Origin of the sequence: Kinneretia sp. DJ1R-11 (genome assembly GCF_025717595.1) — a bacterium.
Lineage (GTDB): Bacteria > Pseudomonadota > Gammaproteobacteria > Burkholderiales > Burkholderiaceae_C > Paucibacter_A.
Genome location: NZ_JAJIRR010000001.1, coordinates 582,729 through 609,263 on the forward strand (window position 1 = coordinate 582,729; position 26,535 = coordinate 609,263).

19 protein-coding genes are annotated in these 26,535 nt (G+C 67.7%); 10 read left to right on the forward strand and 9 right to left on the reverse strand.

The features are described from left to right. Positions 1-12 precede the first annotated feature (12 nt). The 3 genes from LNV23_RS02485 to LNV23_RS02495 are packed head-to-tail and all read right to left on the reverse strand — an operon-like array spanning position 13 to position 5,670. On the reverse strand, positions 13-1,443 hold the full coding sequence (locus tag LNV23_RS02485) for a TolC family protein (protein WP_263561496.1): 1,431 nt from the start codon (positions 1,441-1,443) through the stop codon (positions 13-15). An 11-nt stretch (positions 1,444-1,454) separates the two neighbouring features. After that, positions 1,455-4,520 (reverse strand): efflux RND transporter permease subunit, encoded by a 3,066-nt coding sequence (locus LNV23_RS02490; protein WP_263561497.1) that lies wholly within the window; start codon positions 4,518-4,520, stop codon positions 1,455-1,457. A gap of 31 nt (positions 4,521-4,551) precedes the next feature. Then, positions 4,552-5,670 carry an efflux RND transporter periplasmic adaptor subunit gene (locus tag LNV23_RS02495; RefSeq protein WP_263561498.1) on the reverse strand — a complete coding sequence of 373 codons (1,119 nt, stop codon included), beginning with the start codon at positions 5,668-5,670 and terminating at the stop codon, positions 4,552-4,554. A 326-nt stretch (positions 5,671-5,996) separates the two neighbouring features. On the opposite strand from LNV23_RS02495, the gene LNV23_RS02500 reads away from it, so the two are divergent. From LNV23_RS02500 to LNV23_RS02510, 3 genes are all read left to right on the forward strand, one after another. Continuing rightward, positions 5,997-7,043 (forward strand): AraC family transcriptional regulator, encoded by a 1,047-nt coding sequence (locus LNV23_RS02500; RefSeq protein ID WP_263561499.1) that lies wholly within the window; start codon positions 5,997-5,999, stop codon positions 7,041-7,043. A gap of 65 nt (positions 7,044-7,108) precedes the next feature. Beyond that, complete coding sequence (locus LNV23_RS02505; RefSeq protein WP_263561500.1) at positions 7,109-7,936, forward strand: ChaN family lipoprotein; 828 nt, start codon at positions 7,109-7,111, stop codon at positions 7,934-7,936. A gap of 122 nt (positions 7,937-8,058) precedes the next feature. Continuing rightward, a complete protein-coding gene (locus LNV23_RS02510; protein WP_263561501.1) occupies positions 8,059-8,763 on the forward strand; it encodes a glycine zipper 2TM domain-containing protein in 705 nt (234 codons plus the stop codon). Between the two features lie 16 nt (positions 8,764-8,779). Here LNV23_RS02510 and LNV23_RS02515 read toward each other — a convergent pair whose 3' ends face one another. The 4 genes from LNV23_RS02515 to LNV23_RS02530 all read right to left on the reverse strand — a co-directional run bounded on the left by LNV23_RS02515 (position 8,780) and on the right by LNV23_RS02530 (position 12,835). After that, positions 8,780-9,421: a Crp/Fnr family transcriptional regulator gene (locus LNV23_RS02515; protein WP_263561502.1), complete on the reverse strand. Its 642-nt coding sequence runs from the start codon at positions 9,419-9,421 to the stop codon at positions 8,780-8,782. Between the two features lie 70 nt (positions 9,422-9,491). Beyond that, positions 9,492-10,829 carry an ATP-binding protein gene (locus tag LNV23_RS02520; RefSeq protein WP_263561503.1) on the reverse strand — a complete coding sequence of 446 codons (1,338 nt, stop codon included), beginning with the start codon at positions 10,827-10,829 and terminating at the stop codon, positions 9,492-9,494. 47 nt (positions 10,830-10,876) lie between these two features. Continuing rightward, on the reverse strand, positions 10,877-11,569 hold the full coding sequence (locus tag LNV23_RS02525) for a response regulator (protein ID WP_263561504.1): 693 nt from the start codon (positions 11,567-11,569) through the stop codon (positions 10,877-10,879). Between the two features lie 330 nt (positions 11,570-11,899). Continuing rightward, positions 11,900-12,835, reverse strand: coding sequence for a GNAT family N-acetyltransferase (locus LNV23_RS02530; RefSeq protein ID WP_263561505.1), 936 nt, complete (start codon positions 12,833-12,835; stop codon positions 11,900-11,902). A 73-nt stretch (positions 12,836-12,908) separates the two neighbouring features. On the opposite strand from LNV23_RS02530, the gene pyrF reads away from it, so the two are divergent. From pyrF to LNV23_RS02570, 7 genes are all read left to right on the forward strand, one after another. Further along, the gene (gene pyrF / locus LNV23_RS02535) at positions 12,909-13,757 is read left to right on the forward strand and encodes an orotidine-5'-phosphate decarboxylase (RefSeq protein ID WP_263561506.1); all 849 of its coding nucleotides are present in this window, start codon (positions 12,909-12,911) and stop codon (positions 13,755-13,757) included. A gap of 182 nt (positions 13,758-13,939) precedes the next feature. After that, positions 13,940-17,233 (forward strand): PAS domain-containing hybrid sensor histidine kinase/response regulator, encoded by a 3,294-nt coding sequence (locus LNV23_RS02540; protein ID WP_263561507.1) that lies wholly within the window; start codon positions 13,940-13,942, stop codon positions 17,231-17,233. A gap of 534 nt (positions 17,234-17,767) precedes the next feature. Further along, positions 17,768-18,247, forward strand: coding sequence for a cache domain-containing protein (locus LNV23_RS02545; protein WP_263561508.1), 480 nt, complete (start codon positions 17,768-17,770; stop codon positions 18,245-18,247). A gap of 87 nt (positions 18,248-18,334) precedes the next feature. Further along, a complete protein-coding gene (locus LNV23_RS23940; protein WP_318023201.1) occupies positions 18,335-19,879 on the forward strand; it encodes a methyl-accepting chemotaxis protein in 1,545 nt (514 codons plus the stop codon). Between the two features lie 57 nt (positions 19,880-19,936). Further along, complete coding sequence (ypfH, locus tag LNV23_RS02560; RefSeq protein WP_263561509.1) at positions 19,937-20,653, forward strand: esterase; 717 nt, start codon at positions 19,937-19,939, stop codon at positions 20,651-20,653. A gap of 219 nt (positions 20,654-20,872) precedes the next feature. Next, positions 20,873-22,513, forward strand: a complete 1,641-nt coding sequence (locus LNV23_RS02565; RefSeq protein ID WP_263561510.1) for an ankyrin repeat domain-containing protein — start codon at positions 20,873-20,875, stop codon at positions 22,511-22,513. Between the two features lie 243 nt (positions 22,514-22,756). Beyond that, positions 22,757-23,386, forward strand: coding sequence for an FxDxF family PEP-CTERM protein (locus LNV23_RS02570; protein WP_263561511.1), 630 nt, complete (start codon positions 22,757-22,759; stop codon positions 23,384-23,386). 59 nt (positions 23,387-23,445) lie between these two features. Here LNV23_RS02570 and LNV23_RS02575 read toward each other — a convergent pair whose 3' ends face one another. Both LNV23_RS02575 and LNV23_RS02580 read right to left on the reverse strand, forming a co-directional pair. Continuing rightward, a complete protein-coding gene (locus LNV23_RS02575) occupies positions 23,446-23,853 on the reverse strand; it encodes a GNAT family N-acetyltransferase (protein WP_263561512.1) in 408 nt (135 codons plus the stop codon). A gap of 8 nt (positions 23,854-23,861) precedes the next feature. Next, the gene (locus LNV23_RS02580; RefSeq protein ID WP_263561513.1) at positions 23,862-26,246 is read right to left on the reverse strand and encodes a winged helix-turn-helix domain-containing protein; all 2,385 of its coding nucleotides are present in this window, start codon (positions 26,244-26,246) and stop codon (positions 23,862-23,864) included. Between the last annotated feature and the right edge of the window lie 289 nt (positions 26,247-26,535).

The window sequence follows — 26,535 nt, forward strand, 5'->3', positions numbered from 1 at the left end:
CCCCGCCATGCCTCAAGCCGGCTGCCAGGCACCCAGGGCCAGCTGCACCTGCACGAAGGCCTGCAAGGCCTGGGCCTGTTGCGACAGGCTGCGCTGGCGCGCGTCCAGGCGCTGGGCCTCGGCGGTCAGCGCCTGAATGGCCGGCTCCATCCCGGCGCGCTGGCGCTCGCGGGCATAACGCGCCGCCTCGGCGGCTGCTCGCTCGGCCGCCTGGGCTTCTTCCCAGCCGCGGGCCTTAGCGTTCCAACCGCGCAGCGACGAGTCGCCTTCGGCCAAGGCCTGCAGCACGGTCTGCTCAAACTGGGCCCAGACCCGCTCGCTGCCGGCCCGGGCTGCAGCCTCGCGTGCCTGGCGGCGGCCGGCATCGAACCAGTCCCACTGCAGAGCCGGGCCGGCGGCATAGCGCAGGGCGCCCGCCTGGCCCAGGCGCGAGGCGCTCTCGTTCAAGCCCACCGTGGCCGCCAGGCTCAGGCGCGGCAGGTGGGCGCGCTCGGCCAGCACCTGCTGGCCCAGGCTGGCGCGCAGGGCAGCATCGGCACGCGCCACCTGGGGCAGCTTCTGCAACCAGCCCTCGCCGAGCTGCACGCTCTGTTGCAAGGGCAAGGCCGGCAAGGCCTGCGGCTGGCGCAAAGCCGCCAGCTCACGATCCAGGGCCGCCGGCGCATGGCCGCACAGCAGGGCGATGGCGACCAGAGTTTGCTGCAGCTGGGCCTGCAGGCCGGCGCGCTCGGCGCTGCGCTGGGCCTGCTCGGCCTCGACAGCGCGCAGCTCGCGCGCATCGGCCAGGCCGGCGTTCACACGCGCCTGCAGCTGCTGGCGGCGGGCCTCGGCCAACTCCAGCTGCTGGGCACTCAAGCCTTCCAGCTGCTGCAAGGCGCGCAGCTGCACATAACGGTTGACCAGCTCGGCCTGCACCAGGGCCTGGGCGGCATGGAGATCGGCTCTCGCCATGTCCAGCTCGCGCTCGGCCACGGCCTGTGCGGTGGCCACGCGGCCGAACAGATCGAGCTCCCAGCTCAGGCTTTGGCTGAGGCCGATCAGGCGCTGCTCGGGCGGGCGCGGCTGGCCGCTGCGGTAGGGGTCGACCTCGGGCATGGAGGCGCGCGAGACCTGGGCCGTGGCGCCCAGGCTGGCCTGCGGGCCTCCCTCGCGGCGGGCCAGGCCGGCCAGGGCGCGGGCTTCCTGCACGGTGGCCAGCGCGGCCTTGAGGTCCAGGTTGCGGGCTTGCGCCTGCTCGACCAGGGCGTTCAGTTGCGGGTCTTGCAAGGCCTGCCACCAGGCGGTGCTGGCCATGGGGCCGGGCTGCAGCCCGGCGGCGGCCGGCAGGCGGCTGTCGTGGCGTGCTTGCAGCGCCGGCAGCTGGCTGGGCGGCGCCACGCTGGCGCAACCGACCAGGCTCAGCGCCAGCAGCAAGGGAAAGAGAGGCGTTTTCATCGGCAACATGGCAGGCAAGTTCAATGGCTGACCGTCGCCTGGGGCGCCGGCACACGGTAGAAAGCGGCATACAGGGCCGGGATCAGGCCCAGGGTGATCAAGGTGCCCAAGGCCAGACCGCCCATCATCACCACAGCCAGGCTGGTCCAGACCGCGCCGCCGAAAAAGTAGAGCGGCATCAGGCCCAGGATGCAGACCGCCTTGGTCATGACGATGGGGCGCAGGCGCTTGGAGGCCGCATCCTCGATCGCGGCGGCGGGCTCCAGGCCATGGGCGATGGCCTCGTCGATGGCATCGAGCAGCAGCACCGCGTTGTTGACGATGATGCCGGCCAGGGCCAGCAGGCCCAGGGTGCCGACAAAGGTCAGGGTCGTGCCGGTGAGCTGGAGCGCCAGCGCCGCGCCGATGCTGACGAAGGGGATGCTGGTCATCACGATCAGGCTCTTGCGCAGGCTCTCGAACTGCCAGACGAAGAGCAGGAACATGGCGACGACGCAGGCCGGCAGCAAGGCGGTGATGGCCTGGTTGGCGCTGGCGCCCTCTTCGATTTCACCGCCCAGCTCGATCTGCACCCGGCCGTCCTTCTGCAGACGATCCAGCTCGGGCTGCACCGCATCGGCCAGGCTCTGTGCCGTCCAGCGGGCATGGCGGGCGCTCAGGGTGACCACGCGCTTCTGGTCCACGCGCTGCAGCACCGAGGGCTGGCCAGCCAGCTCGACCCGAGCGATCTGGCCCAGCAGCACGCGGCCTTGCCCATCGGCCCGTTCCAGCGGCGCTGCCTGCAGCTGCTGCAGCCGCTCGCGCAGCTCCAGCGGGCCGCGCACCAGCACCGGCAGCAAGGTGTCGCCCTCGCGGAACTGCGTGACCGCCTCGCCCGAGAGCAGGCGCTCCAGGCTGCGCGCCACCTCGGCACTGCTGATGCCGGCGGCGGCCGCCTTGACCTGATCCAGCTCCACGGCCACATGCAGGATCTGGCGTTCGGCATCGCTGCGCACTTCCACCATCTCGGGCAGGGCATTGAGGGCTTGGCTCAGCTGCTCGGCGGCGGCGCGGTGCGAGTGAGCATCGCTGCTGCTGATGCGGAACTCGGCCGTGCCCGATTCGGTCGAGCCCATGGAGAAGCGCTTGGGTTCAAAACGCACCTCGGGGAAGAGCGCGGGCAGCTCGCTGCGCAAGCGTTGCAGCGCCTGCTCATGGCTGTAGCCGGGCGCCAGGGTCAGCACGGCATAGGCGCGGTGGCTGGCCGGCGTGGGCGGGTTGAGCGCCAGGATGAAACGCGGGCCGCCATCGCCCACGTAGACGGCCTGGCTTTGCAGCTCGGGAAAGCGCTTGTCGTCGCTCAGGGCCTGGCTGATGCGCTGGGCCGTGGCCAGGGTGGTGTTGCCGCTGGTGTCGGGTGCGAGCTCGATGGCCATCTGCAGCTGGCGGCGCTCGGAGGCCGGCATCAGCTCGGACGGCACATGGGCGAAGAGCCAGCCGGCAGCGGCCAGCAGCGCCACCATGGTGCCGATGTATTGCGTCTTGTGGCCCAGCACCCAGCGCACCTTGCCGCGATACCAGCCGGTCAGCGCCTCGACGGCAAGCGCCATGCGGCTCAGCTCGGCATGGTGGTGGGCGAAGCGCTGGCACAGCAGCGGCGTCACGGTCACCGCCAGCAGCAGGGACAGCAGCAGCGCAATCGCCATCACCAGGCCCAGGCTGCGCAGGTACTCGCCCGTCTCGGTCTGGCTCAGCACCAGGGGCATGAAGGTCAGGATGATGGCCAGCGATGACACCAGCAAGGGGATGAACATGGTGCGGCCGGCCGCGGCGGCGGCCGAGCTGCGGTCTTCGCCCAGGGCGAGGCGGCGCTCCATGTCCTCGGCCACGACGATGGCGTTGTCCACGAACAGGCCCAGGGCAATGATGATGGCGCCGATCGAGATGGTGTGCAGCTCGATGCCCAGCAGCTTCATCACCACCAGGCTGCCCAGCACCGTGGTGGGCACGATGGCCCCGACGATCAGGCCGGTGCGCAGGCCCAGGAAGAGCACCACCACCCCCATGACGATGATGGTGGTCTCCAGGAACACCTGGCTGACCTGCTTGAGCTGCTTGGTGACGATCTGCGCCTGGTCGGTGATGGGCACCAGCTGCATGCCTGCCGGCAGCTGGGCCTGGATCTGCGCCACCTCGCCGCGCAGGCGCTCGGCAAAGCTGATCACATTGAGGCCGCTGTCCATGGCCACGGCAATCACCGCGGCCGCCTGGCCATCGACAAAGGCGCCGGTGGACGCCGGATCTTGCGGCACGCGCTCGATGCGGGCCAGCTGGCTCAGCGGCAGCCAGCCGCCGCCGGGCAAGGCTACGGGCGTGCGGCCCAGATCGGCAATCTCCTGCGCATCGCCGCTGACCGTCAGCGCCAGCTCGGCACCGCCCACCTGGGCGCGACCAGCCGGAGCCAGCACATTGCGCTCGGCCAGGGCCTTGGACAGGGCCGCCACCGACAAGCCCTTGGCTTGCAAGGCGGCGATGTTGGCGACCACCTGCACCTGCTCCTCGCGCAGGCCATGCAGGCTGACCCGGTCCACACCGTCCAGGCGGTAGAGCCGGTCGCGCAGCTGGCGGACCTGTTCGCGCAGCTCGCCAGCGCTGTAGCCGGGTCCGGTCAGGCCCAGCGTCAGCACGGCAACGCGGCCGAACTCATCGTCCACCAGCGGGCCGGTCGCGCCTTGCGGCAGGCGCGGCTGCAGCTCGGTCATGCGGTTGCGCAGGCGCTGCCAGACGCCGGGCAGGGCCTGGGCGCTGACCTCGGGCTTGAGCTCCACATAACTGAACACAAAGCCGGGTCGCACCGTGGTCTTGATGCGCTTGACCTCGGCGATGCTGCGAATGGCTTCCTCGGTAGGGCGGGCCACCAAGTCCTCCATGCGCTCGGTGCTGGCACCGGGCACCAGGCTCAGCACGGTGGCGGTGCGGATGGTGACTTGCGGTTCTTCGGTGGACGGGAAATCCAGCGCCAGCCACAGGCCCGTGAGGACCAGCAGCAAGGCGGCGAGGAATGCGAATCGCGGGCGCTGGAGCGCGTAATCGGAAAGACTGCTCATGATGGGTGGGTTCTGACGGCTCTTTCCGGGCTCAGCGCAAGCTGCTGACGGGCTTGACGCGGGCATCGGCCGCCAGGCTGTGGCCGCCAGCCAGCACCACGCGCTCGCCGGCCTTCAGGCCCGACACCACCTCAACCAACTCAGCGCTCGTGGCACCCAGGCGCACCTCCACGCGCTCCAGCGACTGGCCGTCGGCCTTGAGGCGCAGTACCTTGGCGGCGCTTTGTGCGCTCGGGCCCTCGATGGCCCGCAAGGGCACCCAGACCGTGCCGCTCACGGCCGCCGGACCGAGCAAGCGCAGGGACACGGTGTCGCCCACGCGGGCCTGCTCCGGCAGCTCAAAGACCGCACGGCGCGCACCGCCAGCTTCCTGGCGCGCAGCCAGGCGCAGCAGGCGGCTGTCCAACTCACCTTCAGCGGTCAACAGGCGGGCCTGCTGGCCCACGCTCACGCCCCTGAGGCCTGCGGGCAGCAGGGCCCAGAGCTCGCGCCCGGCGCCGTCTACCGTGATCACGGGCAGGCCCGAGCCCACCGCCTGGCCCACTTCCAGCTGGCGCACAGCCACCACGCCGTCAAATGGCGCGCGCAGCTCGGCCTGGGCACGGTTCCAGGCGCTGTTTTCGCGCTGCGACCGGGCGGCGGCCAGTGCGGCCTCGGCCATGCGCAGTTCGGCTTGTGCGGCCGTCCATTCGGCTTCGCTGGCGGCCTGGCGCTCGCGCGCGGCCTGCAGGCGCTGCTGCTTGCGGCGGGCCTCGTCCAAGCCCGCTTGCAGGCGCTGGATCTCGGCCTGGGCGGTGCCCAGCTGGGCTTGCACCGGCGCCGGGTCCAAGCTGGCCAAGAGCTGGCCGCGCTTGACCGCATCACCGGGCTCCACCAGAACCTGGCGCACCAGGCCGGACAGCGCAAAGGCCAGCTCGGCGCGCTGACGGGCGTGCACCTCGCCGATGAACTCCGGGCCCTGACTGGCGGACGACTGAGCGCTGGCCACCAGCACAATGCGCGGCGGCTGGCTGGCGGCAGCGGCCGCACTTTCCTCCTTGGCTGCCGGGCTGCAAGCGGCCAGGCCGAGCAAGGCCAGCGCCAGCATGCACAGCACATGGGCAGAAGGAACAATGGGCATGCGCTGGGCAGGAGAAGAAGAAGGTGACATGGCGGTTTACTTCGAGGACGTCGGTCTGAGGCGAGGAGGCATTGGCTCATTCGTGAACGGGCGAACTCTAGTGGCACCATTTCCCTGATCAAGGAACTATTTCGGCCATGCATGGCGCACTTTCGGACAAGCAATATGACGCTGCTGTCACAGTGCGAATTGCGCCCGCATTGCGGCGTGTTTTTGAATTTACATAGGTAATAAGAACACTCCAGCCGCGAAAATGGCCTTGTGAGGCAGCCACAGCGTGCGTCCAAGATGGCACAAAATCGGTCAAACTTTTCAGTTATCCGTTCTGTTCATCTCCAGTTCCGTGATCATTCCCCATGAGCTTCAAGAGCCCCCTGTCTGAGAACGAGGCCCATGCCGACCCGCGCAGCCAGGCCAATCTGGTGCCCTCGGTGGCGCGCGTGCTGCTGGCCCTGGCCGAGGAACGAGGCCTGTCCATTGAGCGCCTGTGCCGTGGCCTGGGCCTGACGCCGCAGACCCTGGCCGAGGAAGACGTGCTGATCTCGCACCAGCAAACCCGGACTCTGATCCTGCGGGTACAGCAGGAGCTGAACGAGCCGGCCTTGGGCCTGGCCGTCGGTGCGCGCGAGACGCCGGTGTCATGGGGCCTGGCCGGCCTGGCCATGCTCAGCTGCGAAACCCTGGGCGAGGCGGTCAGCTACGGGCTGGAACGCCAGACCGTCATAGGCACCATGACGCCGCATTTGCTCAGTATCGAAGGCGATCGCCTCTACCTCAGCTCCACCCCCCACATCTTCGACCGCGAGATCGAGAGCTTTCTGGTCGAGGAGTCTTTCGCCGGCGTGGTGGCGGTGACGCGGGCTATGGTGGGTGCGAACTTCAAGCCACTACGGATTGAGTTCGCCTTTGCCTGCCCGGCACAGCCACGGCTGTACGAGCGCTTCTTCCGCTGCCCGGTTCATTTCAATGCCGACGAGCACCGCATGACGGTGGACGCGCAATGGCTGCAGATGCGCATGCCCGGTTACGACCGGCTCAGCAGCGAGCTGGTGCGCAAGCAGCTCAACCGCCTGCTGCCCGCGCCCATCGGCCGCGACGATCTGCTGGCCTCGGTGGTCAGCCGCATCCGCTACGGCCTGCAGGACAGCCCCTCGCAGCGCGAGATGGCGGCGCAGGTCAATGTCAGCGAACGCACGCTGAGACGCCGCCTGGTGGACCAGAACGCCAGCTACCGCGATCTGCGCGACGAAGCCCGCTACGAGCGCGCACGCGACCTGCTGATCAACTCAGAGCTCAGTATCAGCGAAGTGGCCCAGGCTCTGGGCTATGCCGACCCGCGCTCCTTCCGGCGCGCCTTCAAGCGCTGGTCGGGCGAGTTGCCCACGGCGTTTCGCGCCAGCTGAACGCCGGCTCGCCGTGGCAAGATCAGCCCCCCGTTCTCGGCCGCAATTCTTGGCAAAGGTATGCAATGAAAGCTCTGACCCTGGCCCTGGTTCTCGCGCTGGGCGGCCTGAACAGCAACCCGGCCCTGGCCGCAGACGGCGGCGCGACGGGCGTCCGCTTCATCCTGCTCGGTGAAGTGCACGACAACGCCGAACAACACCGCCTGCGCGCGGCCTGGATGGCCGAGCAGCTGAAGGACGGGCGGCGCAGCACCGTGGTGTTCGAGCAGATCCCTGCAAAGAACGCGGCCGCCTTGGCAGCGCTGCCGCCCGAGGCGCTCACGGACGTCGAGGCCCTGGTGGAGCTCGCCCAACTGGACAAGAAGAACTGGCGCTGGCCGCTGCACAAGCCCCTGTTCGAAGCCAGTCTTCATGCTGGCGCGGCGGTGGCCGGCGGCAACCTCAGCCGCGAGGAGCTGCGCCCGCTGATGAAGGGCGTGTCGGCCGAGACTTGGCCCGCTGATCTGCGCCGCCTGCTGGAGCAGACCCCTTGGGGCGAGGCCCAACAGACCGCCATGATCCAGGCCATCGACGAAGGCCATTGCGGCGCCCTGCCTGCGGCCATGCAAGCGCCCATGGCCCTGGCTCAGCGTGCGCGTGATGCCGCCATGGCCCGGGCCATGCTGGCGGCACGCGAAGGCGGCGCCCAGCGCGTGATCTTGATTGCCGGCAACGGCCATGTGGACCGCGAGCTTGGTGTGCCGCGCTATCTGGAGGCGGCCGGTGTACCAGCCAGCGAGATCCGCGCCATCGGCTATCTGGAGCAAGGGCAGGAAGGCCCGGGCCGCTTTGACAGCCGCGTGCTGACGGCGCCGGCCGAGCGCGAAGACCCCTGCAAATCGCTGCGGCGCTGAGGCTAGATGCCAGCGCCGGTCACAGTTGGTCAAACTCGGCGCACGCAAGCGCTACAGACATTCAGGGCGAGGTTTTTGACAATGCTGTTCATCGACACAACAGCTTCATCGGAGACCTCACCATGCACGCACTGGCCACCACCCTCAGCCCCTTCCAGCGCAAATTCAGCAGCCGCCTCGCCCGCCCCCAAGCCCGGCCCCTGCAGAACCTGCCCGTGTTGGCGGAACAGGCCATCGCCGACCGCAGCGCGGCGCAGAACATTGCCGCCAGCGCCCTGGCACTGGCCTTGAGCGCCGTCTTGTTCGCCGGCCTGCCCGCCGAAGTCCGGGCGCAAACCCTGGCCCCGCAAGCCAGCAGTGGCAGCAGCACCTTGGTGCGCGTGATCTCATCCACCCCGAATCTGGAGCGCATCACCGAGACGCGCCAGCAGTGCAGCTATGAGACCCAGCAGGTGGTGCAGCCGCCCGTGGCCAGCCAAGCCGGCATGGGCAGCACCGGCGGCGCCTTGCTCGGCGCCCTGGCTGGCGGCCTGCTGGCCAGCCAGGTCGGCAAGGGCAATGGCAAGCATGTGGCGATCGCCGCCGGCAGCGCCACCGGCGCCCTGATCGGCAAGAACATGGCCGAACAGTCAGGCTCGACGGCGAGCTACCCCAGCTACAGCCAGCAGCAGGTGCAGGTCTGCCGCCCGGTCAGCGTGCAGCGCGAGCAGGTGCGCGACTACTCGGTGCGCTACGAGCACCAAGGTCAGGAGTACCAAGTGCAACTGCCTCAGCAACCAGGCCAATGGCTGAAACTCAATATCAGCCACACCGTCCAACCGGTTTAAGGCTGACGCCCGGGGCTCACCAGCCCGGCGGCAGCTTCTTCAGCAAGACCATGCGCCGGCCCTGGCGCTCGATATAGCCACCCTTGACCAGCTGCTGCAGGATGCGGCTGATCATTTCGCGTGAGGCACCGACGCGTTCGGCCAGGTCTTGCTGGGTCAGCTTGTGCGGCACAACCAGGCGGCCGCTGGCATCGGGCTCGGCCATTTCCTGCAGCAGCTTGGCCAGGCGCGAATAGACGTCGTCCAAGGCCAGGCTCTTGACGCTGTCGGTCGCGCGGCGCAGCAAGCCGATCAGGTGGCGGATCAGGTGCAGAGCGAAATCCGGGTGCTGCGCCAGGAAGGCGCGCATCTCGGTGCCGCGCACCAGCACGCAGTGAACCGGCTCCAGGCTCTGCACCGAGGCCGAGCGGGGCGACCCGTCGAGACTCAGCTCGCCGAAATACTCGCCCGGACCCAGAGTGTTGTAGACCACTTCACGGCCCTTGGCGTCGGTGCCGAACACTTTCACCCGACCCGAAAGCAGGATGTAGAAAGCGTCGGTGGTGTCGCCTTCGCGCAGCAAGGTGCTCAAGGCCGGAAAGGCGCGTACATCACCGCGCCGGGCAATCTCGCGCAACATTTCGTCCTGCAACACGTCGGTGTATGGGCTCAACATCATGGTCGGTTCAGGGATGAATTCCGGGCTGGGTTCGGTTGGCCGTTCAGGCATTTGCGCAAACAGTCCGGCGCTATTCTCTGTCAGGCCAGCGCATCAACAGGCGAGCGCCGGCCAATTCGGGCGCTTTCTGCATCAAGGCCTGGCCGCCATGGGCTTCGGCAACCCTGCGCACGATCGCCAGACCGAGGCCGAAGCCGCGGCTGCCGCGCTCCTTCGGGCCGTCCAGGCGCTTGAAGGGCGTGAACACGGCCTCGCGCTGGGACTCGGGCACGCCCTCGCCGTCATCGTCCACGGCCAGGCAAATCTGACCGCGCTCGTCCAGCCAAGCTGACAAACGGATCCGCTCGCGCGCATGGCGGGCCGCATTGCGCAAGCCGTTGCGCAATGCATAGGGCAAGAGGCGGGCGTCGAAGCGCAAGGGCTGCGGCCCGAGACGAATGTCGGTACTGAGCTGCTTGCCGTCCAACAAGGGAGCCAGGCTGGCCGCTTCCTGGGCCAGCAAACTGCCCAGGTCGCCGGGGGCGCAGGCCACTTCAAGTGCCCCCATGTCCAAGCGGGCCAGCATCAGGCTGGCGTCGATCAAGGCATCAAGTTCGTCGATATCACGCTCGCAGGCCTGCACTGCGAGCTCGCGGCGGCCGGCATCGTCCTCATCCACCAGGGCGTCAATAGCGAATCGCAGGCGGGCCAGGGGTGTGCGCAACTCATGCGAGACCGCACCGGTCAGTTCGCGCTGGGTGGCCAGGGCCATGGCCAGGCGCTCCAGCGTGGCGCGGGCACCGGCGGCCAAAGGGGCAAACAAACGACTCTCGGGCTCGCGGATGGTGATGTCGAAACGGCCGGCTGTCATGCCCTCAGCCGCCTGTTGCAGGGCTCGCATATCGCGCCAGACCGGGCGCAACAGCCAGGCGGCCAGCCCAAACACCGTCAGGCCCAGCAGCAGCGAAGCCGCGAGCTGCAGCCAGAGCTCGCGCGGCACCTGCAGATGACCGGCCGGGTGGCCGTCAGCGTTCAGCGGCCCGAGCAGCAAGACCTGACCCCCGACTTCGTTAAGCCCGGGCAGGGAGGCATAGATGCGCCGGTTGAAGCCCTGCACCACCAATTCACCACGGCTCAAGGTCACCAAGTCCTCAGGCCGCAAGCCGGCCGCAGGCACCAGGGTGACCGGGTAGGCGAACAATTGATCCAGCACCTGCACCCGGCGGGCACGCTGCTCCGGCTCCAACGGCGCCAGCTCGTGCTGCAGCATGTCCACCGTGCCGCGCATGAAGCGACGCACATAGTCATCGGTCACGCCGTCCACGGCCAGCATCAGCAGGCCCTGGACCAGCAGCACCAGGGCCAGCACCGACACGCCAAGGCCCAGGGCGACCCGGGTCATGGGTGAACGGATGCTGAGGGCGGGCATGGCGGGGCAGAGTGGGGGGTCAGGCGATCCGTTGATTGATCCATCGATCAATCACGCGCGAACAGATAGCCCTGGCCGCGCACGGTCTTGATGCGCTCGGCGGCCTGGGCGTCGTCGCCGATCTTCTTGCGCAGGCGCGAGACGCGGGCGTCGATGGCGCGGTCCAGGCCGTCGAACTCCAGGCCGCGCAGGCCTTGCATGATGTCGTCGCGGCTGACCACCTGGCCGGCCCGCTCGGCCAGAAAGAGCAGCAGCTCGTACTCGGCCGTGGTCAGCTCGACCCGCTCGCCGCCGCGCAACACATCACGTGCCGCGGGGCGGATCAGCAGCTCGCCGAAGCGCAAATTGGCGTCGTCGTCTGCCTCGCTGGCCGCCGCCACCTCGCGGCGCAGCAAAGCCTTGAGGCGGGCCAGCAACACGCGCGGTGCCACCGGCTTGGTGATGTAGTCGTCGGCGCCGCCCTCCAGGCCCAGGACCTGGTCGATGTCGTCGTCGCGCGCGGTCAGCATCACGATGCGGCCATGGAACACCGGCCGCACATCGCGCAGCACATCGAAGCCGTCCTTGCCGGGCAGGTGGCCGTCCAGCAGCACCACATCGAAAGGCTGTTCGCGCATCAGGCGCTCACCCTCGGGGCCGGTGGCGGCGAGGCTGACCTCGTAGCCGGCCTTGCGCAATGCCTCAGCCACCAGTTCGGCCAGGCGTTCATCGTCTTCCACGAGCAGGATGGAGGAGGCCATAGTTCAGAGGGTCATGTCTTGACAGCCCGCAGTGTAGCCAGCCCCTTGCGGCGCAACCCCGCTTTCAAAGCTTGAGAATTTTTGTAGCGAGCGGCGGCACGGCTAGGCTGAGCCCGGACAGAAGCAGTCCTGAGGCCTGCTTCTGCCTGGCGAAGGCCGAGGCCTCTGGCCGAGGCGGACGGAGCGCAGGAACCGGAACGTACTTCCTGTACATGAGGATTCCGACAACGAAGTTGCGGCGAGACTCATATTCGCAGAGCGAATGTGATGTCGGAGCCAACACCGGACCAACGACGCATGACAGTCGCGCAGTAGAAAATTCACAAGCCCTCAAGCTTGATCTTGCCAGGCCATGGCGGCGATCTTCCAGCGCCGCCCCGGCTTGACCAGCTGCACGGTCTTCTCGCCCGCGCCCTCGAAGGGCTCGCCGTCGAGGATGCCGCTCTTGCGGTAGCGCAGCCAGACTTGCGCAACCCGGCCGCTGATCTGCACCTGCTGCTCGGTTACCCACTCGGAAAACTCCTGCAGGCGGCCGCCTTCGGCGAGCATGCGGGCGCGCGGCTCGACGAAGTCACGCACGCTCATGCGTTCCACGCCGGCCGGCTCCCCGGTTGCGTTGGCACGGCTGAGCACCGCCTCGGGCAGCAGAAAGAAAGGCAGGGCCGCCAGCGGCGCGAGGCGGCCGACCCGGTTGTCGAAGACGGCAAAGAAGCGCGCCAGCAAGTCGCGCACCTGACCGTCGTCATTGAGGCGCCCGGCCTCGCCGACGCCGTAGAGATGGCTGGGCTCGGGGCTTTCGCCCAGAGGCCCAGTGGACAGCAGGTGCATGCCGATGTCCTTCAACACCGCGCCCGAATCCTCGTTGAAGGTGGCCGTGGTGCCGAACAGCAGGGGCTCGCCCAGCACCTCATGGGCATAGGCGCGGCAGGCTCGGGCGGCCTCGCGGGCATATCCGGCACCCTCATAGCGCGGCAGCAGGGCGTAGCCGATGTCGGGCGCCTGCAAGTGATCGCGCTGCAAGAGGCCGCACATGCCGACCACCACCCCGTCACTGAGCCGCTCCACGGCCCAGAGACCCAGGCCCTGCGGCCAGTACCAGTTGTAGAGCTTGGCCGCCATCCAGTCATGGGCGGCGGCCAGATCGCTGACGCCGGGATCGCTGATATTGCGCTTCCAGCCGGCCTCGTTGATCTGCTCCAGCACATAGGGCGCATCGGCGGGCTCGAACCAGCGCAAGCTCAGTCTCTCGGTCTTCAACACCTGCATGATGGCGCTCCCGGATTGAAAAATTGGACAATATGCCACCCAGCCCTGCCACCACCTCAAGGTCATAGCCCCCATGAACTTCATCCAGCAACTGCACGCCGCACAAACCCTGAACGACTCGCTGCTGTGTGTGGGCCTGGACCCGGAACCGAACAAGTTCCCAGGCGCATGGAAGGGCGATACCTCGCGCATCTATGACTTCTGCTCGGCCATCGTCGATGCCACCAAGGACCTGGTGATCGCCTTCAAGCCGCAGATCGCCTACTTCGCCGCCCACCGCGCCGAGGACCAGCTGGAGCAGCTGATGGCCCACATCAAGCGCGTGGCGCCAGGCGTGCCCGTCATCCTCGACGCCAAGCGCGGCGACATCGGTTCCACCGCCGAGCAGTACGCCCGCGAGGCCTTCGAGCGCTACCAAGCCGACGCCGTGACGCTCTCGCCCTTCATGGGTTTTGACTCGATCGAGCCCTATCTGCGCTACCCGGACAAGGGCGCCATCCTGCTCTGCCGCACCTCCAACCCCGGCGGCAGCGATTGGCAGAACCAGCGCCTGGCCGATGTGGCAGGCCAGCCGCGCCTGTACGAGCATCTGGCCCGTTTGGCTCAGACCGACTGGAACCAGAACGGCCAATTGGGCCTGGTGGTGGGCGCCACCTACCCGGCCGAGATCGCACGCGTGCGCGAGCTGGCACCGACCCTGCCGCTCTTGATCCCGGGCGTGGGCGCCCAGGGCGGCGACGCCGAGGCCACGGTCAAGGCCGGCTGGCGCGCCGGCGCCGGTGGCCGCGAAGGCCAGGGCGGCCCCATCATCGTCAGCAGCTCGCGCGCCGTGCTCTACGCCAGCGCCGGCGAGGACTTTGCCGCTGCCGCCCGCCGCGTGGCCCTGGCCACGCGCGAAACTCTGAACGCTGCCCGCCGCTGAGTCTCGGCGGCAGGGATGCCACTTCCTGCACGCTTTGCGCCCGGCCGTGCGTCGGCGGCGAAATAGCGTGGTTTTACCCGTGCAGTCCCGATGTTCAGGCGCCCCGGAGTCGGGGAGACTGCGTTGTTCGTCGGGGGCAGGCCCCGGCGTGAGCGGCATTGCCGCCAAGCCAGGGCGCAGATGTGAGCAGCAGCGGTACCGATTCCCTCGATGATTTGAGCAGCCTGGTCGGCCAGGACCTGAGCCCGGCCGAGCAGCAGGCCGCCATAGAGCGCAAGGTGCGCTGGCATGCCGTGCGCTTGTTCCTGATGACTTGCGGCGTGATCATGTTCTGCGGAGCCCTGGTGCTGCTGCTGACCCGCCCGGGCAATGAACCGCTGGACGGCTTGCTGCCACCGGCCGCCTGCGCCTTGCTCGGCGGCCTGAGCTTTCTGAGCCTGTGGAAGCTGCCGCGCCAGCATGGCGGGGCCGTGGTGGCCAGCTTGCTGGCCCTGGTGATCGGCGTCGCCACCCTGATCGCAGTCTCACGCGGGGTCGGCCTGTACTCGATCGCCCTGGCCGTGGGCGGGCTGATCGCCGCGTTCGCAACCGGCATGCTGGGCCTGCGCATTGGCCTGGCCCTGGCCGGCCTGGGCCTGGCCGCCATCCTGGGCTTGGGCTGGGCCGAATATCAGGGCTGGGCGACCAGCGTCACGGCCATGCAGCCCCTGGGCACGCGCATCGCCATCCACACTTTGCTGCTGTGCGCCGGCGTGTTGGTCGGCGTGGCCACGGAGCGCATGGTCAAGCGCTCGACCAAGGCCGCCAGCGACCGCAGCGCCCGTTTCCGTGGCCTGCTGAGCATGGCGGCCGACTGGTACTGGGAGATGAACCGCGACTACCGCTTCACCCATCTGGCCGAGGACAAGGCCGGCAGCTCGGGCCTGGACCTGCAGGCCCGCCTGGGCAAGACACCCTGGGAGGTGGACCAGATCGGACTGAACGACGAGGACATGGACGCGCACCGCGCCGACCTCGAATCGCACCGCCCCTTCAACGGCCTGGTGGCGCGGCGCCGCGCCCTGGACGGCAGCGTACGCTATGTCTCCATCAGCGGCGAGCCACGTTTCGACACGGCCGGCAATTTCCGCGGCTACTGGGGCGTGGGGCGCGATGTCACGGCCGAGGTGCAGGCCGAACAGGCCATCCACGCCACCGAGACCCGCTACCGCGAGCTGTTCCGCCGCTCGCCCAGCCCCCTGGTGCTACATCGTTGGGGCCGGGTGCTGGACGCCAACCCGGCCGCCATGGCCATGTTTGGCTACACCCAGCGTTCGAGCATGATCGGCCAGGACCTGTTCTCCCACTACGAGCCCGGCGACGACGAACGCGCTCGCCAGCGCGCTGCCAAGATCGAGGCCATGCCGGTCGGCGGCATGCTGCCCATGGCCGAGTTCCGCTTGCGCACCCTGTCGCGCCGCCACCGCCTGGTGCAGGCCACCAGCGTGCGTGTGGACGCCGCCAGCGGCCCGGCCACCTTGTCCTTCTTCATCGACCAGACCGAGCAGTCGCGCGCCCAGGACGCCCTGCGCCGCAGCGAGGGCCTGCTCTCGCATCTGGTGGCCACCAGCCCCGATGTCATCACCCTGACCGAAGTCGCGTCCGGCCGCTACGCCATGGTGAACAAGACCTTCGAGCGCCTCAGCGGCTACAGCAGCGAAGAGGTGCTGGGGCGCAGCTCGGAAGAGCTGGGCATCTGGAAGAACCGCGCCGAACGCGAGCACATGCTGGAGCTGATCCGCACGCAAGGCCGGGTGTCGGAGCTGCCGGTGACCTTTGTCTGCAAGAACGGCGAGGCCATTTCCATGCTGATGTCGGCGGCGCCGTTTGCGCTCGACGGCCAGCAGTACCTGGTCATCAACGCCCGCGATGTGACCGAAACCGAGCGCACGCGCCTGGTGCACCAGGCGATTCTCGAAAACGCCTCGATCGGCATCACCCTGACGCGCGAGCAGCATTTCGTGCAGGCCAACCGACTGGTCGAGACCATGTTCGGCTGGCCACCGGGCGGCTTGGTCGGCCAGCATGGCAGCGTGGTCTGGCCCAATGCCGAGGACTACAGCGCCATCGGGCGTGAACTGGGCCCACGTCTGGCCCTGGGCGAGCAGGTCGAGACCGAACGGCCCATGCGTCGGCGCGACGGCACGACCTTCCTCTGCCGCCTGCTGGCACGCGCCGTGGACCTGAATCACCCGAGCCGCGGCGGCACCATCTGGATCATGGAAGACGTGACCGAGCGCCGCCGTGTCGAAGCCGCCCTGGCCCAGGCCAAAGACGAGGCGCAGGCCGCCAACCGAGCCAAGAGCGCCTTCCTGGCCAACACCAGCCACGAGATCCGCACGCCGCTGAACGGCCTGCTGGGCCTGGCCCGCATGCTGCAGCAGCCCGACTTGCCCGAGGCCACGCGGCGCGAGTACCTGGACCAGATGCTGGACAGCGCCGAGAGCCTCTCGGGCCTGATCTCCGACATCCTCGACCTGTCCAAGATCGAGGCCGGCCGCCTGACCCTGGAGGCTGCGCCCTTCGCCCTGCGCGACATGCTGGCCACCATGCGCATGGCCTACCTGACCCTGGCCCATGCCCATGGCCTGGCCTTCAAGATCGATGTGGCGCCCGAGATCCCGGCCTGGGTGGTCGGCGACCAGGTGCGCATACGCCAGATCCTCAGCAACTACTTGTCAAATGCGCTGAAGTTCACCGAGTCGGGATCGGTGGCCGTGCGGGTGATGGCGCTGGCCGGCGAGCGCGTGCGCATCGAAGTCAGCGACACCGGCCCCGGCATTGCGCCCGAGCTGCATGAGCGCCTGTTCGAGGCCTTCACGCAAGCCGACGAATCGACCACGCGCCGCTACGGCGGCACCGGCCTGGGCCTGTCGATCTGCCGCGAGCTGGCCACCCTGATGGGCGGCGAAGTCGGTGTGCAGAGCGCGCCGGGCCAGGGTTCGACCTTCTGGGCCGAGCTGCCCCTGCCCGCGGCGTCCACGCCCATCAGCAGTCAGCCACGCGAGGCACGCGACAACCAAGACCTGCAAGGCCTGCGCGTGCTGATGGTGGAAGACCACCCGGTGAACATGATGATTGCCGTGGCCCAGCTGCAGCAATGGGGGCTGGAAGTCTCGCAGGCCAACGACGGCAGCCAGGCGGTCGAAGCCATCTTTGCTGCTGCCAGCATGGGCCGGCCTTTCGACGCGGTGCTGATGGATGTGCAGATGCCGGTGATGAGCGGCCACGAGGCCACCCGCCAGGTGCGCCAGCGTTTCGACGCCGAAGCGCTGCCCATCGTCGCCCTGACCGCCGCCGCCCTCGTCTCCGAGCGCGACGAAGCCCTGGCCGCCGGTATGAACGAGTTCCTGACCAAGCCCATCGACGCGCCCAAGCTGCGCGCCACCCTGGTGCGCCTGATCGGCCACAAGGACAACGACCAGACGCGTTCCTGAGCGCCGCGCCGGCCTAGCCCGGATGTTTCACGAGCTCGGCCCTGGCCGGTCCGCAGCACCGATGAGCACGATGATCTCTCGCTTCGAGCTTCGATCCATTTTGGACACTGGGCCTACGCGGGCTTGCGCGGCCCAGACCTTGCCCCTGACGCCTCAACTCCTCGCCGATGCCACTGGGCATCGGCTGCGGCCTGGATGCACGCAATTCCCGCGTCCCTCGTGAAATAGCTAGAACAGAACACAACACCGCCCGTCTAAAGCGCGGAAATGCGCCTCCGAAACGGCCGCTTCGATGCAGCGGGCTCAGTCCACAAGAAGGAAGATGGCTCAGCGATGGGTGCCAGGCCGGTGCACAGCGATTGGGGCCCGCGGAGATTCAATGCCATGCGCGGTTCCCTGCTGGCACCGAAAGGCTTAGGATGAAACGAGCCGAAGGGGCAGGTCTGCAAGGCTCGCCCTGAAGCAGAGCTCTCGGTCAAGCGCCGGGGCCTCTGGCCTGGCCCTCCGTCGTTCACCCTCAATCAGGAGCAACCGATGACATTCTTCAGCGCACTCAAAAAAGTTCTGCACATGATGCTGGCCAGCCTGGCCAGCCTCGCCTTGGCGGGCGCTGCGCATGCGGTCGAGAACGGCACGGCGGCGGAGGCTGAAGCCATGGTCAAGAAGGCAATCAGCTACATCAAGGCCCAGGGGCCAGAGAAGGCCTACGAGGAATTCACCAACGGCAAGACGTTCAAGGACCGGGACCTGTACATCATCGTCTACGACCTGAACGGCAAAAACCTGGCCCAAGGTGCCAACCCCAAGCTGGTGGGCAAGGACCTGATCGGCCTCAAGGACCCGGATGGCAAGCCGCTGATCCAGATGTTTGTGGACCTGGCCAAGACCAAAGGCAAGGGCTGGGTCGAAGGCTATAAATTCCTCAACCCGGTGTCCCAGAAGATCGAGGGCAAGGCCATGTATCTGGAACGCGTCGGTGACACCCTGGTCGGCTGCGGCATCTACAAGAACTGAAGCCGGCCCAGCCTGCGCACTGTTGCAACGCCCATCTGCCACCCTTGAAGGCTGGCAGGTTTTTGAACGGCCTTCCGGAGCATGCGGATGAACTTACGCGATATGAAAATCGGCCTGCGCCTGGGCCTCGGCTTTGGCGCCATTCTGCTGGCCGCCATCGTGCTGCTGCTGGGGGCGCTGCTGAGCAATCGCTCCAGCAGAGCCACACTTCTGGATACCCTGCAGCGCTCGGTCGCCCGCGAAGAGCTGGCATTCGAAATGCGCAACTCCCTGCTCAGCAGTGCTGTTGCGGTGCGCAATATGGGTCTGCAGACCGAAGTCAGCGGGGTACAGAAGGACGAAGCGGAAGCGAAAAAGCAACGTGCCGCTTACCTCGCCGCCAAAGGCAAGTTGGAGTCGGCCGAGCTCGTGGCCGAAGAGAAAGCCATCTTCGCCCGCCTGGCCGACATCGATCAGCAGATGGATGTGCAGTTCAAGGAAGCCGTCGATCTGGCGGCACAGTTCAACACCGAACAGGCGGCCAAGGTCATCACCAGCAAAATCGATCCCTTGCTCAACAAAGCGGTGGTCGAGCTGCTGGCCTTCATCGACCTGCAAAAGCAGCGTGGCAGCGAGGCGACCGCCCAAGCCAATGAGCGCAACGCGACCACCGTCGGTGTGATCAGCGTGGCCGGTGTGCTGGTCCTGGCCATGTCGGCCCTGATGGCCTGGCGCCTGACGGTCAGCATCACCCAACCGCTGCAAACAGCCCTGGGAGCCACTGCCCGCGTGGCCAACGGCGACCTGGTCAGTGAAATCGAGATCAGCGGCAAGGACGAGGCCGCGCAGTTGCTGAGTGGCCTGCGAGATATGCGCAACGGCCTGGCCCGTATGGTCAGCGAGGTCCGCAGCGGCGCCGAGAACATCTCCACCGGCGCCAGCGAAATCGCCAGCGGCAACTCCGATCTGTCTCAGCGTACCGAAAGCCAGGCCAGCAACCTCGAACAGACGGCCGCCTCTGTCGAGCAGCTCAGCGCCACGGTGAGAAATAACGCTGAAACTGCACGCCAAGCCAATGCGATGGCCAGCTCAGCCAGCACGGCTGCGGTCAAGGGCGGCGAGGTGGTCGGTCAAGTCGTGGCAACGATGCAAGAGATCAGCACCTCGTCGAAGAAGATCTCCGACATCATTGGCGTCATCGATGGCATCGCCTTCCAGACCAATATCCTGGCGCTCAATGCTGCGGTCGAAGCGGCACGGGCCGGCGAACAAGGGCGCGGCTTTGCCGTGGTTGCCAGCGAAGTGCGCAGCTTGGCCGGGCGCTCGGCCGAGGCCGCGCGGGAAATCAAGACCCTGATCGGCGCCAGCGTCGAACGGGTCGAAGTCGGCAGCCGCCTGGTGGGTGCAGCCGGCGAATCGATGGGCGATATCGTCGATCAGGTCAAGCAAGTCGCCAGCCTCATCAACGAGATCAGCAGCTCCGCTCAGGAACAGACCAGCGGCATTGGCCAGATCAACCAGGCGATCACTCAGCTGGATCAAGTGACCCAGCAGAACGCCGCCCTGGTCGAGGAAGCGGCGGCAGCCGCCGAGAGCCTGAATGGCCAAGCGGCGCGCATGGTGGAAGTGGTCAGCGTCTTCAAGCTTCGCTGAGTCGGAAGGTCCGGGGTCGGCAGGGGCGGACTTTCAAGCCCAGCGACAATCCACGCCATGAGTACCCCCCAACGCTCCCAAGCCCTCGCCCTGCTGCCCGACAAAGGCCTGCCCGAGCTGCTGTTTCTGCTGCTGCACGGTGCCGGCGCCGACGCCGCGCAGATGCGGCCGCTGGCGCAGGCCCTGCGCGCCCAGTACCCGCAGGCGGCCGTGGTGTCGATCAACGGCCCCGAGGGCTTCGACCAGACCCCCGGCAGCGCTGAATCTAGCAAGGGCCAGCAGTGGTACTCGCTGCAAGGCGCCAGCGATGACGACCACCCCGAACGTGTGGCCGCCGCCCTGCCCGGCTTCGTCGCCACCGTGCGCGCTTGGGCTGAGCAGTTCGACATGGCCTGGGAACGCGTGGCCCTGGCCGGCTTTTCACAAGGCGCGGTGATGGCCCTGGAGGCGGTGCAGGCCGAGCCACAGCTGGCCGGGCGCGTGCTGGCCTTCTCTGGCGCCTATGCCAGCCCGCCGGCCCACGCGCCAGACCAGGTCAGCCTGCACATCCTGCACGGCCAACGCGACCCCGTACTGCCCTACCAGGACCAGGTCACGGCCGCGCGCCGTCTGGTGCAGCTGGGCGCCGATGTCACGGCCGATGTGCTGCCCGAGCTGGGCCATGAGCTGCACGCCGAGCTGATCGCCCGCGCCATGGAACAGCTGCGCACCTTTGTGCCGGCACGGGTGTGGAAGGCGGCGATGGAGGCGGCCAAGGAACAAAAGCTGGACTAGCCAAAGCCAAGCACCACCGCGCGGCCATGCCGTTATGGCACACTCGAGGCCACAGCGCCTGCCGGGGCGCTGCTGGATCCGCAGGCAGGGCTGAGCCCACCCGGCAGGACGCGCGTGCTCAAAGACACGACGCGTCCACAGCGCCACCAGCCATCCCCTGCCTTTGTGCGGCCTGAACACGCGGATCTCGGGCACTCATTCGCATGGAGGTGTCCCTTGATGACCCGTCACAACGGGGCTGCGCCGCAGCCCGTTCAACTTTCTCTTCCCGAAGCCGCCGATCTGCAGCAGCTGAAGCGCCGCGCGCGCGAACTGCTGCGCGCCTGGCGGGCCGGCGAGGCCGAAAGCCTGGCGCGCGCCGCGCCTCACCACCGGGCGGACCCGGCTACTCCGCCGCGCCTGAGCATGGCGCAGTTGGTGATCGCACGTGAAATGGGCTTCCCCAGCTGGCCAGCCCTGCAGCGTGCCGTCCATGCGCAGCTGGAGGCGCGCCAGCTCGACCAGACTGCCCTGCTCACACGCGCCCTGACCCTGGCCATCGGCCGCGGCTGGGACAGCCCTCAGCCGGAACGCGCGCTGGCCCTGATTCAGCAGCAGCGGCATCTGAGCCGCGCCTGCCCGCCCGGTCTGCGCACCGCGATGGCCCTGGTTCAGGGCGATCTGGATGCAGTCGCTGCCCTGCCCGATGCCATGCAGCTGCTGCCGCCCTTCGACGCGCCGGCCTTGGCGTACGTGTGCTTCTCCAGCCTGCATCGCCTCGGCGAACCTTGGGCCACAGGCCTGCTGCGCTGTGCGCAGGCCTTGCTCGCCCGCTGCCCCAAAGGCGCCTTGAGCGCCATGCACATGCCGGACCTGGAAGCCGGTGTTGCCGAGCCGACGCCGATCCGCCTGCCCTTGCTCTACGGCGCCATCAGCCGCGCACGCAGTCCCGCGCTGGCCGCCACCTTGCTGGCCGCGGGGGCAGAGCCCAACGACGGCGAGTCGCTGTACCACGCCTGCGAGGACCCCGACCGCGGCCGTGCCGCACTGCAGATCCGCCAGTTGTGCGCCCACGGCGCGCGTTGGCAGGGCACGAATGCCTTGCTGCGCATGCTCGACTTCGAGGACCCCAGCGGCCTGGCTTTAGCGCTGAGCCTGGGCGCCGATGTCAATGAAGCTGGGCCGCAGGGCGGCGCTGCCTTGCACCATGCTTTGCGCCGGGGTCGCTCGCTCGAATGCCTGCGCCTCCTAACATCCCAAGGTGCCGATCTCGCGGCCCGCGACGCCGAGGGCCGCACGCCCGCCACCCTGGCGGCCCTGCTGGGCGAGACTGAGGCACTCGCGCTGCTGGCGGCGCGAGGCGCGCAGCCAGAACTGCCCACGGCAGGCGAGCGCTTCCTCGCCGCCTGCGCGGCTGCCGATGGGGGCACGGCGCGGGCCTTGCTCGATGAACAGCCCGAGCTGCTGCAAAGCTTGAGCGCGCAGGAGCTGCGCCTGCTGCCCGACCAAGCGCAGCGCCGCGCCGGAGCCTCGGTGGCGCTGATGCTGTCGCTGGGCTGGCCGGTCGCCGCGCCCGGTGATTGGGAGGCCAGCGCCCTGAACCAGGCCGCATTCAACGGCGACGCGGCCTTGATTCAGCTGCTGCTGGCGCATGGCGCCCAGTGGCAGGAACGCAATGGCTATGGCGGTGATGTGATGGGCAGCTTGCTCCACGCCGCCGCGCACCTGCCGCAGCCCGAGGGCGATTACCTGGACTCGCTGCAGCGGCTGCTGGCCGCGGGCGCGCCTTCGCCCTCGGATGAAGAGTGGGACGAGCTGCCTGCCGAAATGCAGGCCTGGCTGGACGCTCAGGAGTGCGGGGACCGAACTGTCGATCCCTAAGGGTCAAGGTGTCTTGCTGCGCGGGAGGCAGGCTCAGGAGGAGCCGCCCCGCGCCCGGCCGGACCGACACGCAGAGTCCGAACAGATCAGCTGGGTACTTTCGTTTCACAAATCATGGTCTGAACGGTTCAGAAAACTTGCCGGAGCGGATGCTCTGGCTTTCATGAGTGCTCGCGATAGTGGACTTCCAAGCGCGCTGAAGGCGCACCGACCCGCCCGTCCATTTCCGATTCAGGAGTTCTCATGAAGATTCAGCTCACACGCGCCACTGTGGCCATGCTCTCTCTGACCTGTGCCGTCGCCGCTGCCCAGGCCCAGCCTGTGGCCAGCAAGCAGGTCAACCTGGGCGGCCTGTCCACCGCATCACTGAACTACGGCAACAGCTTCACCGTCAATGCCGGCATCGTCTCATCCGCCGGCGGCAATTCCTTCGCACAGGCCGCCACGTTTTACGACAGCTATGTCTTTTCGGTGCCGGATGCCAGCTACAGCAGCTTCACCGCTTCCCTCGATCTGGGCAACTTCTTCGCCATCCAAGGCCTGCAAGCGCGCCTGTACAGCGGTGCGCCGGTCACGCCCGGCACGCCTGTGTCCAGCGGTGGTGGCTCGGTGTTGCAGGTTTGGAGCGCCGCCCAGAGCAACGCCAGCAGCACGGTGGCCGCCGGCGCCGGCGCCTTCAATATGATCAACCTCAACGCGCTGGCGGCCGGCAGCTACACGCTTGAAGTGCGCGGGCAGGTGACCGGCACGGCCGGTGGCTCCTATGCCGGCGTGATCAATGTGGCCTCAGCCGTGCCGGAACCTTCGACCTATGTGCTGCTGGCCCTGGGCTTGGGCCTGGTGGGCTTTCGCATCCGCCGCCAGCATCGCTGAACCCAGAGCAAGGCGCGCGTCCGACCGCGCCCTTGCGGTCGGCGCCCAGTTGCCCAAGCTCAGCCGCGCCGCCCCGGCCGCTCCATGGCCACGGCGGAGCGGCTGAAGCCGATCTGCTCGTAAAAGCCCGCCACGCCCTCGCGACCGGCGCGCAGCACCCAGGTCATTTCCGGGCGATCGCCCATGGCGTGCTGAACCAGAGCGCGACCCACGCCCCGCCCACGCCGCGCTTCATCGACCACCAGCATGGAGATGTAGCCATTGAAGATGCCGTCCGTGAGTGCGCGCAAAAAGCCGATCACGCGATCACCGTCTTCGCCGTGCTCCACCGCCACCAAGGCCAGCTGCGACTGGCTCAGCAAGCGAGCGAACAACGCCGGATCGGCCACCCGTGTGGCCCAGCCGTTAGCAGACAAGAGGGAGCGGGCGGCCTCGTGCTCGGAGGGCAGGATGGGACGGATGTGCATGCCGATGCTCAAGTCTGTAGCCTTTGCCGCTGCAGGCGATTCGAGTCCTCGATACGGGCCAGCACCGCCTTGAACCGGGGTAATTCACGCAGACTTTGCAGTGCCGGGTCTTGAACCAACCACCAGCCCCGTCGCCAGCCCAGGCGCACCGCGTCTTCCAGGGCTGCCAGCGCCGCATCAGGCTGGCCGCGCAAGGCAGCGATGCGGGCGCGGTGGTAGCCGATGGCGTGCCAGACATTGCCCTGTTTGGCATATCGCTCTACATAGCTGGAGGCTTGCTCGATGAAGGGTTCGGCCTGTTCGCGGTGATCGGTCGCACTGTAGATGACCGCCACATCGAGCAAGGCATGCTGGCCCAGAAAGGTGCTCCATTCGTCGTAAAGTGGCACGGGGTCGGCCAGAACCAGACCGATCACAGAGCTCAAAGTCTTGTAGGCCTGCTCGGGCTGACCCAGCACTACGCGCAGCAAGGCGGTCTCGATGACGGCATCGCGCTCCTTGCTCTGCACCGGTAGTGCGTCGACCGCCTTGCGCAGGGCCGGCTGGTCTTGCGTGCAGACCCACAGCCGCGCAGCCGAGACCTGCGCCCACACTGGTTGCGGGCTTTGCGCCTGGAACTGGGCAAAGGCCTGCTTGGCTTCGTCAATCAAGCCCAGATCCAGGTAGATCCAGGCCAGCTGATCCCAAAAGTAGGCGTCCTTCGGCTTGATCGTGAGGGCTTGGCGATAGCCCTGCACGGCTTCATCGAGCCGCCCTCTGGCAAAGCCAATGATGCCGAAACCCCGAGCGCCGTTGGCATGCTTAGGCGCCAGGCTGAGAGCGCGTCGGTAGGCCTGCTCGGCAAGTTCGTAGCGGCCTGCGTTCGTGGCGGCCCACCCTGTCAAGTGCTGTATTTGCGGCGATAGGGGACTCAGCTCGGCCGCCCGGCTGTAGTACGCAAGCGCGCGAACCGGCCAGCCAGCCTTGTTTTCTGCGGCCCCAGCCCAATACAACAGGCTGGCGTCATGAGGCGCCTTGGCCAAGGCCCGCTCATGCCAAAGCCGGGCCTCGTCATGTTCACCTCGATAGGAATGAAGACTGCCCTGGACACCCTGGGCCAAAGGCAGCACGGGGTCCAATTGCAAAGCCCGGTCAATCAGGGGCTGGGCGCGCGCATCCATGGCGCGAATGCTCAAACCGTTCCCATAGTGATACTCGCCAATCCAGGACGAAGCCTGACCTACATAGGCCAGAGCAAAGCCGGGGTCTGCATCGATGGCGCGTTGATAGTAAGTGCGGGCCTTCAGAATGCCCTCAATTTGGCCGCCGCGTTGATGGTGCAAGCCCAGCAGGTAGAACTCATAAGCATCGGCCAAAGGCACCGGTTTCGCGTCGGCCGGCAGTGGTGTCACGCCCAGGGCCCCAAGGGCCGCATTGGCGACGCTCTCGGCCAGGCTGCCCAGGGCGGCGGCGGGCGACTCCAGCACCTGCTGCCAGAGCACTTCGCTGTCCGCCGCACGGTGCAGGCTGAGCTTGAGCGTGAGGCCCTGCTGCAAGCGCCGCAGCTCACCCCAGAGCACATGGGTCACGGCCAGTTGCTTGGCCTGCGGCGCCAGAGCCTGGGCACTGCGGAACTGGAAAGACGTGGCGCGGGCCGCCACCCGAATCTGCTGATGGCGAGACAGCGCGCTGATCACACTTTCGGCCAGACCTTCGGCGAAGGGCTGCTCCAACTCCTTCGGTGAGGCGTCATCAAAAGGAAGGACGGCCAGGGTGATGTCACCGGCCGGCATGCGAGCAGCACGCTGCCAAGCCCACCATCCGCCAGCGCCGAGCAAGGCCGCCGCAGCGGCCGTGCCACCGAGCAAAAGACGCCGGCTTGGGACGGATGGCAAGGATGGTGCGGGGGAGGCAGGAAGGGTGGGAGGGGCGGGCGGCACAAGCGGCGCCACAGCTTGATCGGTCGCGCGTCGCTTTGGTTCAGGTTCAGTCTCAGGCTGCAAGGGCGCTGATATCGACCCCGCAGCCGGGGCAGGAGTTGCAACGGCCACCACCTCGCTGACCGCAGCCACCAGGCGATAACCCTTGCGCGGCACGGTCACGATATAGCGCGGCTGGCTCGCCTCATCGCCGAGCACGCTGCGCAGCTGCGAGATCGACTGGTACACCGAACTAGGGGTTACTACCAGATCCCCCCAGACCTCGTCGAGCAGCTGATCCAGGGTTACCAGCTGCTGCGGCCGGCGCGCCAGCGCCATCAGCAAGCGCATCTTGCGCGGCTCCAGCTTGAGCACCTGCTCGCCCCGCCGCAGCTCGTCCAACACCGGATCGGCCTGCCATTCGCCGATCTGCAGGGTCCGCGCGACCGGGGAATCGACGCCTGCGCCCGGCGTTAGAGACTCGACCCCGCTCATGAGAAGCACCTGTAAGCCATTGATTTCATTGATAAATAAAACCTTGAGAGAAGCGCAAGAGTTCCGTAAGGACTTGCCGGGCGTGGCCGCCGACCATGGCGCCCTATCGACATCAAGCCAGGGAGTCCCGATGAGCAACAAGCAGCCTCAGCCAGAGTTTCGGAGTCGCACACAAGACCAAGGCAGCGAGCCGGGAGATTGTGCGGGAGCGCAGCACGAGGCCCGGGACGCTCGCCCCCCTAACTTGAAGTTACACGGGGTAGTTCATTCTCGGCCTTGCGCCCTCGCT

Bases quoted from the DNA above. Each gene is read 5' to 3' on its own strand.
- LNV23_RS02520 (WP_263561503.1), bottom strand. From the start codon at position 10,829: ATGCCCGCCCTCAGCATCCGTTCACCCATGACCCGGGTCGCCCTGGGC.
- LNV23_RS02525 (WP_263561504.1), bottom strand. From the start codon at position 11,569: ATGGCCTCCTCCATCCTGCTCGTGGAAGACGATGAACGCCTGGCCGAA.
- LNV23_RS23940 (WP_318023201.1), top strand. From the start codon at position 18,335: ATGAACTTACGCGATATGAAAATCGGCCTGCGCCTGGGCCTCGGCTTT.
- LNV23_RS02580 (WP_263561513.1), bottom strand. From the start codon at position 26,246: ATGAGCGGGGTCGAGTCTCTAACGCCGGGCGCAGGCGTCGATTCCCCG.
- LNV23_RS02565 (WP_263561510.1), top strand. From the start codon at position 20,873: ATGACCCGTCACAACGGGGCTGCGCCGCAGCCCGTTCAACTTTCTCTT.
- LNV23_RS02575 (WP_263561512.1), bottom strand. From the start codon at position 23,853: ATGCACATCCGTCCCATCCTGCCCTCCGAGCACGAGGCCGCCCGCTCC.
- LNV23_RS02495 (WP_263561498.1), bottom strand. From the start codon at position 5,670: ATGTCACCTTCTTCTTCTCCTGCCCAGCGCATGCCCATTGTTCCTTCT.
- ypfH (WP_263561509.1), top strand. From the start codon at position 19,937: ATGAGTACCCCCCAACGCTCCCAAGCCCTCGCCCTGCTGCCCGACAAA.
- LNV23_RS02510 (WP_263561501.1), top strand. From the start codon at position 8,059: ATGCACGCACTGGCCACCACCCTCAGCCCCTTCCAGCGCAAATTCAGC.
- pyrF (WP_263561506.1), top strand. From the start codon at position 12,909: ATGAACTTCATCCAGCAACTGCACGCCGCACAAACCCTGAACGACTCG.
- LNV23_RS02490 (WP_263561497.1), bottom strand. From the start codon at position 4,520: ATGAGCAGTCTTTCCGATTACGCGCTCCAGCGCCCGCGATTCGCATTC.
- LNV23_RS02545 (WP_263561508.1), top strand. From the start codon at position 17,768: ATGACATTCTTCAGCGCACTCAAAAAAGTTCTGCACATGATGCTGGCC.
- LNV23_RS02505 (WP_263561500.1), top strand. From the start codon at position 7,109: ATGAAAGCTCTGACCCTGGCCCTGGTTCTCGCGCTGGGCGGCCTGAAC.
- LNV23_RS02515 (WP_263561502.1), bottom strand. From the start codon at position 9,421: ATGATGTTGAGCCCATACACCGACGTGTTGCAGGACGAAATGTTGCGC.
- LNV23_RS02530 (WP_263561505.1), bottom strand. From the start codon at position 12,835: ATGCAGGTGTTGAAGACCGAGAGACTGAGCTTGCGCTGGTTCGAGCCC.
- LNV23_RS02485 (WP_263561496.1), bottom strand. From the start codon at position 1,443: ATGTTGCCGATGAAAACGCCTCTCTTTCCCTTGCTGCTGGCGCTGAGC.
- LNV23_RS02570 (WP_263561511.1), top strand. From the start codon at position 22,757: ATGAAGATTCAGCTCACACGCGCCACTGTGGCCATGCTCTCTCTGACC.
- LNV23_RS02500 (WP_263561499.1), top strand. From the start codon at position 5,997: ATGAGCTTCAAGAGCCCCCTGTCTGAGAACGAGGCCCATGCCGACCCG.